This window comes from Streptomyces sp. NPDC005485, assembly GCF_040606085.1.
Taxonomy (GTDB): domain Bacteria; phylum Actinomycetota; class Actinomycetes; order Streptomycetales; family Streptomycetaceae; genus Streptomyces.
Map to the genome: position 1 here is coordinate 1 of NZ_JBEXDZ010000070.1, position 13,599 is coordinate 13,599.

10 protein-coding genes are annotated in these 13,599 nt (G+C 72.1%); 7 read left to right on the plus strand and 3 right to left on the minus strand.

Going from position 1 to position 13,599, the window contains the following annotated elements; all coding sequences use genetic code 11:
* Positions 1-68 precede the first annotated feature (68 nt).
* A complete protein-coding gene (locus ABZS97_RS23275; protein WP_356140236.1) occupies positions 69-734 on the plus strand; it encodes a Tat pathway signal sequence domain protein in 666 nt (221 codons plus the stop codon).
* Between the two features lie 15 nt (positions 735-749).
* Here the strand turns inward: ABZS97_RS23275 and ABZS97_RS23280 are convergent, their stop codons facing one another.
* Positions 750-1,733, minus strand: coding sequence for a lytic polysaccharide monooxygenase (locus ABZS97_RS23280; protein ID WP_356140237.1), 984 nt, complete (start codon positions 1,731-1,733; stop codon positions 750-752).
* Positions 1,734-2,128: 395 nt separating this feature from the next.
* On the opposite strand from ABZS97_RS23280, the gene ABZS97_RS23285 reads away from it, so the two are divergent.
* Positions 2,129-3,928: a S8 family serine peptidase gene (locus tag ABZS97_RS23285; RefSeq protein WP_356140238.1), complete on the plus strand. Its 1,800-nt coding sequence runs from the start codon at positions 2,129-2,131 to the stop codon at positions 3,926-3,928.
* A 79-nt stretch (positions 3,929-4,007) separates the two neighbouring features.
* Complete coding sequence (locus tag ABZS97_RS23290) at positions 4,008-5,183, plus strand: damage-control phosphatase ARMT1 family protein (RefSeq protein WP_356140239.1); 1,176 nt, start codon at positions 4,008-4,010, stop codon at positions 5,181-5,183.
* Here ABZS97_RS23290 and ABZS97_RS23295 read toward each other — a convergent pair.
* On the minus strand, positions 5,176-6,447 hold the full coding sequence (locus ABZS97_RS23295) for a cytochrome P450 (RefSeq protein ID WP_356140240.1): 1,272 nt from the start codon (positions 6,445-6,447) through the stop codon (positions 5,176-5,178). The genes ABZS97_RS23290 and ABZS97_RS23295 overlap by 8 nt on opposite strands.
* A gap of 235 nt (positions 6,448-6,682) precedes the next feature.
* Here ABZS97_RS23295 and cyc2 point away from each other — a divergent pair, with 235 nt between their 5' ends.
* On the plus strand, positions 6,683-8,860 hold the full coding sequence (gene cyc2 / locus ABZS97_RS23300; protein ID WP_356140241.1) for a germacradienol/geosmin synthase Cyc2: 2,178 nt from the start codon (positions 6,683-6,685) through the stop codon (positions 8,858-8,860).
* Here the strand turns inward: cyc2 and ABZS97_RS23305 are convergent.
* The gene (locus tag ABZS97_RS23305; protein ID WP_356140242.1) at positions 8,829-10,343 is read right to left on the minus strand and encodes a hypothetical protein; all 1,515 of its coding nucleotides are present in this window, start codon (positions 10,341-10,343) and stop codon (positions 8,829-8,831) included. The genes cyc2 and ABZS97_RS23305 overlap by 32 nt on opposite strands.
* Before the next feature lie 246 nt (positions 10,344-10,589).
* Here ABZS97_RS23305 and ABZS97_RS23310 point away from each other — a divergent pair, with 246 nt between their 5' ends.
* From ABZS97_RS23310 to ABZS97_RS23320, 3 genes are all read left to right on the plus strand, one after another.
* Entirely contained in the window at positions 10,590-11,216 is a 627-nt protein-coding gene (locus tag ABZS97_RS23310) for a PDZ domain-containing protein (protein WP_356140243.1), read from the plus strand.
* Between the two features lie 239 nt (positions 11,217-11,455).
* Entirely contained in the window at positions 11,456-12,577 is a 1,122-nt protein-coding gene (locus tag ABZS97_RS23315) for an aminopeptidase P family protein (RefSeq protein ID WP_356140244.1), read from the plus strand.
* An 81-nt stretch (positions 12,578-12,658) separates the two neighbouring features.
* Positions 12,659-13,588, plus strand: coding sequence for an aminoglycoside phosphotransferase family protein (locus ABZS97_RS23320; protein ID WP_356140245.1), 930 nt, complete (start codon positions 12,659-12,661; stop codon positions 13,586-13,588).
* The last annotated feature ends 11 nt before the right edge of the window (positions 13,589-13,599 follow it).

Below are 13,599 nucleotides of genomic sequence, written 5' to 3' on the forward strand. Positions count from 1 at the left end.
GCCGCACGGAGAAGGCGTCACGGGCCGACAGCGGCCACCCGCACCCTCATCGAGAAGAGGCACCCCCCATGCGTACTCGATCCCTCCTCGCCCTCGCCGGCGCAGCCGTGGCGCTCTCGCTGTCCGCGGCCGTCCCCGCCTCGGCCGACGACGCCCCGGTGCTCACCACCGGAAGCGCCGGCGGAACCCCCGTCGCCACCGGCGACGTCCTCAACGCCTCGCTGGCCAGTGGCACCGCGGCCACGCTCTACTCCAGCAGCACCGGCACGAGCGGCGTCTCCTGCAGCTCGTCCACGTTCACCGCCACCGTCACCGACAACCCGGCGGCGCCCGGCACGGCCACCGAGTCCCTCACCGGGCACACCTTCGGCAGCAGCAGCTGCACGAGCAACGTCACCGGCGTCCTCGGCGTCACCAGCATCCTGGTCGACAACCTGCCGTACACCACGACCGTGGCCTCCGACGGCACCGTCACCGTGACCCCCGCGGCCGGTTCCACCATCCAGACCACCGTCAAGCTGCGCACCCTGCTGGGCACCATCAACTGCGTCTACCAGGCGCCCAGCCTCTCCGGCACGGCGAGCAACGCCGACAACTCCATCGCCTTCGCCGCCCAGCACTTCACCAAGACCTCGGGCTCGACGCTGTGCTTCAGCAACGGTTACTTCACCGCGAAGTACGCCCCGGTCGTCGACACCAGCCAGGAGGGCAGCCCGGCGGTCTTCGTCAACTGACCCCGACCCGGGGCGTCACCTGGGCCGACGGCTCCGCCGCCGGCCCAGCGTGACCGCCACGCCCGTGGTGACGATCAGCGCCGCCGCCGCGGCACCCGCGACCAGCGACACACGGGAGCTGTTGTCCGGAGTGCTGTCGGCGGCCGGGAGCGGCGCGTCGGAGGGAGGCGCCGGTGCGCCGGCGCCGGCCTTGGCCCCGGCCTCGGCGGATGCGGTGGTCGTGTCCGGCTTCGGGGCCGCCGAACTCGTGGCGGGCGCCGGGGAGTTGGTGCGGGCGACGGAGTCCGCACCGCCCGTCCCGGACCCCGTCTTCCCGGTCCCGGTCGTCCCGGCCCCCGTCTTTCCGGCGTTCGTCTTCCCGGCGTCGGGGAAGACCACGTCCGAGCACGAGTAGTACGTGTCCGTCGTGCTGGTGTTCTGCCAGATCGTGTAGAGGAGCTGGCGGCCGGTCCGGTCGGACGGCAGCTTCGCCCTGATGCGGTAGGCGCCATTGACCAGAGCCGGATCGGTGGCGGTCGCGAACGGTTTCGCCGGCAGCTCGGACCACGTCAGCGGCCGCGTCGGGTCGTAGCCGGGCTTCGTCAGATACAGCTTGAAGGTGCCCGTGTGCGGGATCGTCGAGCTGTAGGCGAGCGTGAACGCCGCACCCGGCGTCAGCCGCGTCGCCGGATAGTCGGCGCGGGCGACGTCGAGGCCCTTGTAGGCGGGCAGGCCCCCGCTGCACAGCTTTCCGTCGGGGATCACCTCGCGGTCCCGGCCGCCGACGTCGGCGACCCGGAGGTTGTCCCAGTCCGTGAAGGGGGCGCCGTTCGCGGCGATCGCCGCCCCGCAGGCCGCGGTCCTCGCCCGGTCACCGCCGTCCGGGGAGCAGGCGAACACCCGGCTGACCGGATCCGTCGGCGCGCCGTGGGCCTGGGCCGGCACCGCGGCCCACGTCGTCAGCAGGAGCGGGGCCGCCATGGCGGCCGCGGCCGCGCCGGCCCTGCGATGTGCGGTCATCCGGGGAACTCCTCGGCGGTGGGGTGGGGGGTGGCATCGAGGAGTACGGGGAGCAGGTGCCGTGCGTTCAGATGCGAGCCCTAGGGGGGCTTCCCGCAAAGGGTGCAAAGAGGGGCAACCGGGTCGCGCATAGGGTCGCTTCTCGGCCGGATCGAGGGTTTCCTCTGTATCCGTATTACCCGGCCTTTGCCTATCGTTCGAGCACAGCCGACGCACAGGCAACCCCTGGACACGTCGCTCGCGCATGGCCGGCCGCCGCGCAGCTGTCCGTCTTCACCTGCCTCACCTGTTTCCCCACGTCTTCACCCCCCGCCGCTTCGACGACGAAGCGATCAGACCGCTGCTCCGCGCCCGCCCTGCCCGGACGGAGCAGGCCAGGGAAAGGCCCAAGCCCCTTGCGTACCTCCCCCTCCCGCGGCGCCGGACGGAAGCTGATATCCGTCGCCGCGCTGTCGGTCACCCTGATGGCCGGAATGACCACCGCCGTCGCCGTCGCCCAGACCCCTGCCGACGGCACCGCCGCCCCAGCGGCGCAGCCGACCGCCGCCCCCGCCGAGCGCCTGATCGTCGGCTACAAGTCCGGCGCCGCCGAGGCCAAGTCCAACAAGGCCGCCTCCGCCGACGCCGAGGCCAAGGGCAAGGAGGCGGGCGAGGACCTCGACTTCACGCGCCGCCTCGGCACCGGCGCCGCGCTCGTCGACCTCGGTGACGAACTCGCCGCGGCGGACGTCGCCGACGTCATCTCCGAGTACCGGGCCGACCCGCAGGTCGCCTACGTCGTACCGGACCGCCTCAACAAGCCGCAGGCGGACCCGAACGACACCGAGTACAGCAAGCAGTGGGACCTCTTCGAGGCCACCGCCGGCATGCGCGTTCCGGGTGCCTGGGCCACCTCCACCGGCAGCGGCGTGACCGTCGCCGTCATCGACACCGGCTACGTCACGCACTCCGACGTCGCCGCGAACATCGTCGGCGGCTACGACTTCATCTCCGACACCGCGGTCTCCGTCGACGGCGACGGACGGGACAGCAACCCGGCCGACCCGGGCGACTACTACGCGGCCAACGAGTGCGGCGCCAACATCCCGGCCAGCGACTCCTCCTGGCACGGCACCCACGTCGCGGGCACCATCGCCGCAGTCACCAACAACAACAAGGGTGTCGCGGGCATCGCGTACAACGCGAAGATCTCCCCGCTGCGCGTCCTCGGCAAGTGCGGCGGCTACGACTCCGACATCATCGACGCCATCACCTGGGCGTCCGGCGGCAGCGTCTCCGGCGTCCCAGCCAACACCAACGTCGCCAAGGTCATCAACATGAGCCTGGGCGGGGACGGCGCCTGCTCGTCCGCCACGCAGAGCGCCATCACGGCCGCCGTGAACCGCGGCACCACGGTCGTCGTCGCGGCCGGCAACGAGAACGACAACGTCTCCAACCACTCGCCGGGCAACTGCAACAACGTCATCTCGGTGGGCGCGACCGGCCGCACCGGCGCCAAGGCCTCGTACTCCAACTACGGTTCCCTCGTGGACATCTCCGCCCCCGGCGGCGAGATGAGCACCGGCACCGCCAACGGCATCCTGTCCACGCTCAACTCCGGTACGAAGACGCCGTCCTCGGAGTCCTACGAGTACTACCAGGGCACCAGCATGGCCACCCCGCACATCGCGGGCCTGGTCGCGCTGATGAAGTCGGCGAACTCCGCGCTGACCCCGGCCCAGGTCGAGTCGGCCATCAAGACCAATGCCCGTGCCCTGCCCGGCAGTTGCTCGGGCGGCTGCGGCGCCGGTCTCGCCGACGCGACCAAGACGGTGCAGGCGGTGAGCGGCTCCGGGGGATCCACGAGCGGCACCACCTTCAGCAGCACCTCGGCCGTGGCCGTCCCCGACGCGGGCTCGGCCGTCACGTCGCCGATCACCGTCAGCGGCCGCACCGGCAACGCGCCCTCGGCCCTCAAGGTCGCCGTCGACATCACCCACACCTTCCGCGGTGACCTGGTGATCGACCTGGTCGCCCCGGACGGTTCGACCTACCGTCTCAAGGCGTCCAGCACCTCGGACTCCGCCGACGACGTCAAGACCACGTACACCGTCGACGCGTCGAGCGAAGCGGCCAACGGCACCTGGAAGCTCAAGGTCCAGGACGTGGCCGCGCAGGACACGGGCACGATCAACAGCTGGAACCTGACCTTCTGAGACCGCCCACGGGGGGAGGGGCCGACCGGCGCGCGTGTGCCGGCCGGCCCCTTCGTTTTCGCCGGGTACGGTGAGCCGCATGCCAGAACCCGCCGACCTGCCCGAACCCGCCGACGCGCCCGTGATCCTCAGCAACGAACCGGGCTCGTTCCCCTGGAGCGTGCTGGCCGAGCGGCATCCGGCGCTCATCCGCAAGGTACGGGACGCCTTCCCGTACGGCCCCGAGCAGCACCGCGCGCTCGACGCCCTGCTGAAGAACAGCGCCGAGGGTGTCATCGAGCCGCTGGGCCCCGCGGCGGCGGACCGGGCTCAGTGGGACACCTGGGGGCAGGGCCACTTCGGCCGCTCCTGGTTCGACGTGCCCTTCCTCTGGTCCGAGAGCTACTTCTACCGCCAACTCCTCGAAGCCGTCGGGTACTTCACCCCCGGCCCCTGGAACGGCATCGACCCGTTCCGTCCCTTCAAGCTCGCGGAACTGGGGACCCCGGAGGCGGACGAGGAGCTCGCCGCGCTCGACCCGCTGGCGGACCGGCCCGTCGAGGAGCAGGGGCGGGCGCTGCTGCACGGAGCGCTGTGGGGCAACCGGGCGGACCTCGGCTTCAGCCTCGCGGGAACCGGTGGCGCCGCGGCCGCCGGGCAACTCGTCGCGGACGACAGCGCCTTGCTGTGGCCGCTGATCACCGGCGGCACCGTCTGCCTGGTCGCGGACAACGCCGGGCGCGAACTCATCCCCGACCTGCTCCTCATCGACCATCTCCTGCGCCACCGCCACGCCGAGCGGGCCGTCCTGCACGTGAAGCCGTACCCGTACTACGTCTCCGACGCCACGACCGCGGACGTCGTCGACGCACTGCGCCGCCTGACCTCCGCGCAGGGCGCGGCCGCCGAGTCCGGCCGCCGCCTCTGGTCCGCGATGGCCGACGGCCGCCTCACGGTACGGGCCCACCCCTTCTCCTGCGCCCCGCTGCCGTACGCCGACATGCCCGAGGACCTGCGCCGGGAGTTCGCCGAGGCCGACGTCACCCTTGTGAAGGGCGACCTCAACTACCGCCGCCTGGTGGGCGATCGCCTCCGTCCGCCCACCACTGCCTTCGCGGCGGTCACCGCGTACTTCCCGGGCCCGGTCGCGGCCCTGCGCACCCTCAAGTCCGATGTGATCGTCGGCCTCGACGCGCACACCGAGGCCGCGCTCGTCGCCGCTGAGGAACAGCGCTGGCGGGTGAGCGGCACGCATGCCCTCATCCAGGTCAACTGACCTCCAGCGGCAGCGACTTGATGCCATTGATGAAGTTGGAGACGAGGCGGCGGGCAGGCCCGGCGGGGCGCAGTGACGGCAGTGCGCGCAGCACCTCCTCGTACAGCACGCGCAGTTGCAGACGGGCGAAGTGGGCGCCCAGGCAGACATGCGGGCCGTCCCCGAAGGAGACGTGCGGGTTCGGCGTCCGGGACAGGTCGAGCCGGTGCGGATCGGCGAACACGCGCTCGTCGTGGTTGGCCGAGGCGTGGAAGACGACCACCTTGTCGCCCGCCCGGATCGGCTGCCCGGCCAGCTCGGTGTCCACGGCCGCCGTACGGCGGAAGGTGAGCACCGGCGGATGCCACCGGAGCAACTCCTCGACAGCTGTGGAGAGTTGAATCCCGCCCTCGCGCAGGCGCCGGTGCTCGTCCGGGTGTTCGGCGAGTGCGAGCAGGCCGCCGGGTGCCGCGCTGCGTACCGTGTCGTTGCCCGCGACCGTGAGCAGGAAGAAGAACATCTCCAGTTCGGCCGGGTCGAGTTCGGCGTCGGCCGCGAGCGTGGTCAGCACGTCGTCGCCGGGGTGCAGCCGCTTGTGGGACGCCAGCTGCCGGGCGTAGGCGAACATGTCCCGCAGCATGGCCGGGGAGCGCGGATTGACCGGCCCCCCGTCCGCGTCCAGGACCGGCGGGCCCGCCTCGTCGGGATCCTGGTAGCCGATGACGCGCTGCGTCCAGTGCAGCAGCAGCCCCCGGTCGCGCTCCGGTACGCCGAGCAGGTCGGAGAGGTTGAGCAGGGCGTAGTCGTCGGTGACCGCGGTGACGAGGTCGAAGGTGCCGTCGCCCGCGCGGGCCTCGTCGACGGCCGCCGCCAGCAGGGTGCGCGCCCGTTCCCGCGCGACCGACTCGAACCGCTCGATGCGGCGCGGCGTGAACGCACGGCTGACCGCACGCCTCAACCTGCCGTGGTCCGGCGGATCCTGGTTGAGCATCATGCGCCGGATGAACGGCAGGTCGTCCGGGTCCGGATCGCGGATCTGGGTCGCCCCGAGGCACGAGGAGTAGCTCACCGGGTCCTTCAGGACGCGCACGACATCCGTGTGCCGGGTCACCGCCCAGAACCCGGGACCCGCGGGCCACCCCAGCACCTCGGTCTCCTCCTGCCAGGCCACCGGATGGTGGTCGCGCAGGGTGCGGTACGCGGCATGGGGCACGCCGTCGGCGTACCGCCGCGGGTCGAAGACATCGGGAACGGGCACGGTAGACGCGGCCTGCGGACCGTTCACGCCGGCCACACCACGCGGTGGTCCGACCTGGCGGGGCTCATGCTCTTCGGGACTCTGGAGGGGGTCATAGGGACTCCGGGGAAGTGGGGGACGCGTGAACCCCCGTAGTCTGCGAGCGCGGAAGTCAACGTCACAAGGCCCGGGGAATCGGGCGGTTTCGTCCGTGGTTCACGCGATGGTGTGATCATGTCCGGCGCGGCGGATGGCTTCCGAAGGCCCCGGGTAGGGCCCGGCCATGACGCAGCCGTTCCAACTCCCGCGCTTCTACATGCCGTATCACGCCCGGCTGAACCCGCACCTCGACGAGGCCCGCGCCCATTCCTCCGACTGGGCGCGCGGGATGGGCATGCTGGAGGGCTCCGGAATCTGGGCACAGTCCGACCTCGACGCGCACGACTACGGGCTGCTGTGCGCGTACACGCACCCCGACTGCGACGGGCCCGCGCTCTCTTTGATCACCGACTGGTACGTCTGGGTGTTCTTCTTCGACGACCACTTCCTGGAGATCTTCAAACGCAGCCAGGACCGCGAGGGCGGCAAGGCGTACCTGGACCGGCTCCCGCTGTTCATGCCGCTCGACCTCGCAACTCCCGTACCGGAGCCGGAGAATCCCGTCGAGGCGGGGCTCGCCGACCTCTGGGCGCGCACCGTGCCGTCGATGTCGGCCAACTGGCGCAGACGGTTCGCCGTCTCCACCGAGCACCTCCTCAACGAGTCGCTGTGGGAGCTGTCCAACATCAACGAAGGGCGCGTCGCCAACCCCGTCGAGTACATCGAGATGCGCCGCAAGGTGGGCGGTGCCCCCTGGTCGGCGGGGCTCGTGGAGTACGCGACGTCCGAAGTGCCCGCCGCCGTGGCCGAGTCCAGGCCGCTGCGGGTGCTGATGGAGACGTTCTCCGACGGTGTGCACCTGCGCAACGACCTGTTCTCCTACCAGCGCGAGGTCGAGGACGAGGGCGAGCTCAGCAACGGCGTCCTCGTCCTGGAGACCTTCTTCGGCTGCTCCACCCAGGAGGCCGCCGAGACCGTCAACGACATCCTCACGTCACGGCTGCATCAGTTCGAGCACACGGCGTTCACCGAAGTGCCCGCGCTGGCCCTGGAGGAGGGGCTCGCCCCTGTCGAGGTCGCTGCGGTCGCCGCGTATGCGCAGGGGCTGCAGGACTGGCAGTCGGGCGGCCACGAATGGCACCTGCGCTCCAGCCGCTACATGAACGAGGGCGCCCTGTCCGCGGAGCGGCCCTTCGGGATCGGCGTCTTCGGCACGTCCGCCACCGACATGCGGGGGCTGCTCGCCGACGCCGGGGCCGAGCGGCTGCGCGCCTACACCCACATGCCCTTCCAGAAGGTCGGCCCCTCCCAACTCCCGCCGTTCTACATGCCGTTCGAGGTGTCGGTCAGCCCGCACCTGGAAGGCGCCCGGCAGCGGCTCACTCCTTGGATGCACGGCATGGGCATGCTCCAGGAGGGCGTCTGGGACGAGGACAAGCTGCTGGCCTACGACCTGCCGCTGTGCTCGGCGGGCCTCGACCCGGACGCCACGCCCGACGAACTCGACCTCAGCTCCCAGTGGCTTGCCTGGGGCACCTACGGCGACGACTACTACCCGGTGGTCTTCGGGCACCGACGCGATCTGGCGGCCGCCAAGCTGTGCACCGAGCGGCTGTCGGCCTGTATGCCGGTCGACGGCGAGGAGCCCGTGGTCCCGGTCAACGGCATGGAACGCGGGCTGATCGACCTGTGGACCCGCACGACGGCGGCGATGACCACGGACCAGCGGCGTACGTTCCGGGCCGCGGTGGACGTGATGACGGAGAGCTGGGTGTGGGAGCTGTTCAACCAGCTCCAGAACCGCATCCCGGATCCCGTCGACTACATGGAGATGCGCCGCGCCACCTTCGGCTCCGACCTCACCATGAGCCTGTGCCGTATGGGCCACGGCCCCGAGGTCCCGCCGGACGTCTACCGCAGTGGCCCCGTACGGTCGTTGGAGAACGCGGCCATGGACTACGCGTGTCTGCTGAACGACGTGTTCTCGTACCAGAAGGAGATCGAGTACGAGGGCGAGGTGCACAACGGCATCCTCGTCGTGCAGAACTTCTTCGGCTGCGACTACCCCACCGCACTCGGCATCGTCCACGACCTCATGACCCAGCGCATGCGGCAGTTCGAGCATGTCGCCGCCCATGAACTGCCCATCCTGTACGACGACCTCAAGCTCTCGCGGGAGGTGCGCGAGATCATGGACGGCTATGTCGCGGAGCTGCAGAACTGGTTGTCCGGAATCCTGAAGTGGCATCAGGACTGCCACCGTTACGGCGCGGCGGACCTGGCCCGGCGCGCCCACGGTTTCGTACCGGACCAGGTGCCCGTGCCGCCCCTCAGCCGGCAGACGGTGTCGATGGCGCTCTGACGGCCCGGCGGGCCGCCTCCGAGAGCTCCGCGAGGAGCGCCGAGGCGGCCTCGGTGACCTCGCGGCCCGCCGCGGCGAGGGCCGGGTCGCCCGCGGCCGCGCTCGCCACCTCGTGGTGCTCGTCGACGACGAACGTACCCAGGTTCGTGCCGCGCCAGTGCGCCACGGTGTCGTCGGCGGGCCGGGCGAGGGTGTCGCGCAGCTGCCCCAGCGCGCTGACGGCGGCCGGCAGCCGGCCGGCCTCCCTCTCCAGCCGGGAGAGCCGCAGAAGCGCCGAGGCGCGGTCCGAGGCGGTGGACGTCAGCGGCACGTACAGCCGATGAGCCCGCAGTGCCTGGAAGGTGTCACCCAGGTCCTCGAACTCCTGGTCCAGGTAAGCAAGTTCGTACGAGTCCGACCTGTCCGGCGCCTTGCCGTCCCGGGTGCTCACGAAGGCGCGCAGGTCGATCTCGTCCAGCGTGCGGATCAGGGCGACGCGGACATGCTCGGCCATGCCCCGCCCGCTCGCGAGATCGGTCCAGGTGGACGCCGGCTCGTCCGAGGGGTCGGTGCCGAAGAGCGAGTCGTCGAGGCCGCGCGCCCACTCCCGCAGCTCCTCCCCGCTCGCACCCGGCTCCGGCATGCCGGCGAGCCCGCACCATGTGTCGTACGTCGTCTCGCGGACCTCGAAGAGCAGCGGCAGGTCCTCGGCCAGGCCGTGCAGCCCCACCAGGACGGCGCCGAGGCGCAGTTCGTCCGTCATGGATGCCTCGGTCTCGCGGCGGAGCAGATGGCGCAGCAGCGGCAGGTCGGTGTCCCGGCGGTCGTACTGGGCGGCGCGCAGGGCGAGCGCGCGGCGCCCGGCGTCCCCGGCCACCTCGTCCCACGCCGTGCGTGCGTCCTCGCGGCGCAGGCGGGCCAGATCGGCGCGGCCCTCGGCGAGGACCACCTCCTGGAGCGGCGGCCGGGGGAGGCGGTCGAGCAGCGCGTACGCGCATCCCTCCTCGCCGTTGAGGAGGAGGAAGTCGGGCTCGGTGCGCTGCAGCGCGGCGTGCAGCATGCCGACCAGCTCCACAGGGGAGCGCTCGGGGAAGCCCAGCGCGGTGCGCAGTTCGGCGCGCTCGGTGTCGATGCCGTAGTTCTCGCGGATCTCCTCCTCCGTCTCGGCGACCCGCGCGAGGATCCGCTCCTCGCCGTCCTGCGGCGAGAGGCCGACATGGTCGCGCCATCCCGGCAGCCCGATGATCGTCTCCAGCGCCTCGTCGACGCTGTTTGCGATGATCCCGGCCGATCCCTCGGAGTCGGCGTACAGCATGGAACCGTCCCCGCACAGGAAGTACGTACCGCCCGTGTCGTCCCCCGCGACGGGCTGGAGCGGGCCGCCCGAGGCGAGCCGGACCGGCTCCACGTGGTCCGCTCGCTCCAGGTCGAAGTCGAAGGGGAACGCGGCCAGTTCGGCCAGGTGGGTGTGGCGGCGGAGCAGTTGCAGGGCGCGGTCGGTCATGCCGCAGAACGTAACAGCCGCCACCGACAACAGGACTTCCCGCTTCCGCATCCGGATTCCGGCCGGTCCGCGTGGGGCGCGCGCCCGCTCCGGGAGGATCGGGCGCGGGCGCGAGCCCGGCGGCGGCGCACTTCACGCACGCGCCCCCACCTGGTCGAACGCACGTGTCAGTCTCACTCGTTCGTGGATCGTCGCGCGCCGGAGCGCCGGGTAGAGCATCTGCCGGGGGCGATCCGGAGGCGAACCATGGAACAGACTGCGTTGCGTCCCAAGCCGATGCCGGGGCAGGAACCGGGTGACGGGCGCAGAGGGGGCAGCGCGTCCCGGCGCCCGCACGCCGCCCGGCGGCGCGGCAGGCGGCTCACGACCCTGCTGTTCGGACTGTTCGTCGGGACGGTGCTGGTCCTGTCGGGTGTGGGGCTCGGCACGGTGGGGGCCACGGTGATCGGCATGAGCAGGCTCGCCGACCTGCAGCAGCAGGCGGGCCGGTCCGCGCCGCCGGGAGGCGCACTACCGCAGCCTTCCTCCGCCACCAGGTCGGGGTCCGGTGGTGGGAGTTCGACCCCGACAGGGATGCGTTCGAAGGAAGCCGCGGGGGCAGGTGCCGGGGCCACGCTCGGCGTCGAGGTCGTGGACGCCCCGAGCGGCAAGGGTGCGCTCCTCATCGGCGTCCGTGTCCCGGGCCCCGGCTACAGCGCGGGCGTCGTCCGCGGTGACGTCCTGCTCGCCCTCGGCGGCACCCGCGTGGACTCGGCCGCCGATCTCGCGCGAGCGGTCGCCGACGCCCGCCCCGGGACCTCCGTAGCCCTGAGCGTCCGCCACGCGAACGGCAACCGGCAGCAACTGTCCGTCGTGCCCGGGATCGCGACGTAGCGGCATGCCCCGGGGGCGGAGACCTGGCGGCAGGCGGCTCCGAAGTGGCTCGTCAGCCGCCGCTGTGCGCCCCGCACTAATGGGATGCGAGCATCAAATCATTAGTGCTAATGGTTCAGCGGCACCGAATCATTAGGTTCGGTCGGTTCAACGGCCGCAATCGGCTCGCGCACGCCTGTGCGGAGGGGCAGGATGCTGCCCGTAGGCTCCCGGGGAACTCCGGACAGACGGAGGTATGGATGACCAGCACGCCCGCGCCCTTCACGGCCGGTGACTACGCGGCCCGTATGCGGCGCGCGGCGGATGCCGCCGCGGACGCCGGGCTCGACGGCGTTCTGATCGCGCCCGGGCCGGATCTGGTGTGGCTGACGGGCTATCGGCCCGTGGAGACGGAGCGGCTCACCCTGCTGGTGCTGCGGCCCGGACAGGACCCCGTCCTGGTCGTGCCCACCCTGGAGGCGCCCGACGCGGCCGCGTCCGCCGGCGCTCCCGCGCTGACGCTCCGAGACTGGACCGACGGCAAGGACCCCTACGAGGCAGCCGTCTCGCTGATGCGGGACAGCGGCCGTTACGGGATCAGCGACAACGCCTGGGCCCTGCACCTGCTCGGTCTCGGAAAGCGCCGCCCGGACACCGGCCACGTCGCCCTCACCGAGGCCCTGCCGATGCTGCGGGCCGTCAAGGACCAGGCGGAACTGGACCGGTTGGCGGCAGCGGGAGCAGCCGCGGACGCAACGTTCGAGGAGATCCGGAAGGTTCCCTTCGCCGGCCGCAGGGAGGCCGAGGTCGCCGCCGATCTGGCCGACCTGCTGCGGCAGTTCGGGCACACACAGGTCGACTTCACGATCGTCGCCTCGGGCCCGAACGGCGCCAACCCGCACCACGAGGCCGGTGAGCGCACCATCGGGCACGGCGACATGGTCGTCCTCGACTTCGGCGGCCTGAAGCACGGCTACGGCTCCGACACCTCCCGCACGGTCCACGTCGGCGAACCGGACGCCGAGGAACGCAAGGTGCACGACCTCGTACGCGCCGCCCAGGAGGCCGGCGTGGCGGCGGTGCGGCCGGGCGTCGCCTGCCAGGAGGTCGACCGGGCGGCCCGCGCGGTCATCGCCGACGCCGGATACGGCGAGTACTTCATCCACCGCACCGGACACGGCATCGGCGTCACCACGCACGAGCCGCCGTACATGATCGAGGGCGAGGAAATGCCCCTGGTGCCCGGGATGTGCTTCTCCGTGGAGCCCGGCGTGTATCTGCCGGGCCGCTTCGGGGTGCGCATCGAGGACATCGTGACGGTGACCGCGGACGGCAGCCGTCGCCTCAACACCACCTCCCGCGAGCTGGTGATCGTCGACTGACCCGGCCCACCCGAGCGACGTGTACCCACCGACCACCCGGCGAGAGCCCCGCCCACGCCCCCGGACGACAACGGCGCGATCATGACCCAGGCACCGACACCGACAGCGGACACCGTCCGCCGGCTGGTCCTGTCCCTCCTCCCCGGCAGCGGGGCGTCGGGCGCCGGACCCGACGTGCGGCCCGTGGGCGAGGGCGGCGCGCACTCCAGCTGGTGGGTCGGCGCCCGCCATGTGCTGCGCCTCGCGCCCGACCGTGACGCCTCCGTGCGACTGCGCCGTGAGCTGCGGCTGCGCGATCTGGTCCGGCCGCACGTCGGGGTCGCCGTCCCGGTGAGCGTCGCGCACGGCGAGTGGGCGAGCGGGCTGGGCTACACCCTGGACACCCGGCTGCCCGGCACCACCGGCGAAGCACCGGACGTCTCGGCGCTCGGCGAGAACGATCTGGCGGGGCTGCTCACGGGCCTGCGCGAGGTGCCCGTACGCCAGGCGGAGCCGCTCGGCGTTCCGCGCGCCGCACCGCGCTCCCTGGAGACGCTGCGGGCCGCCGCCGCGGACGCCGCCCGGCGGCTCGCCGCCGCCGACGAGTTCGACCCCGCCCGGCTGGCGCAGCTCACCGCCCCCGCGGCGGTCCAGCTCGCGGCCCAGTCCCAGGGCGCGGTCCTGGTGCACCATGCCCTCAGGGGCGAGCACCTCGTGGTGAGCGGCGACGGCCGGGTGCGCGGCGTCCTCGACTGGAGCGACGCGGTCCTCGGTGACCCGGCCGAGGACATCGCCGGGCTCGCGATCGCCGTCGGCGCCCCCGCCGCCGTACGCGCCGCGACCCTCGCCGGATACGGCGCCCGCCCCTGTCTGCGCGGCCTGTGGCTGTCGCGCTGCGACATCCTGATCCGCCTCGCCGACGGGCTGCGGGGCGGCGACACCGGCCCCGTCCCGCTCCTGCGCGTCCAGCTCCGCCGCGCCTGGGAGGCGATCCTCCTCGAACGTGTCACCGAACTTCCGGGTGACGACTGACCCGCACGAGC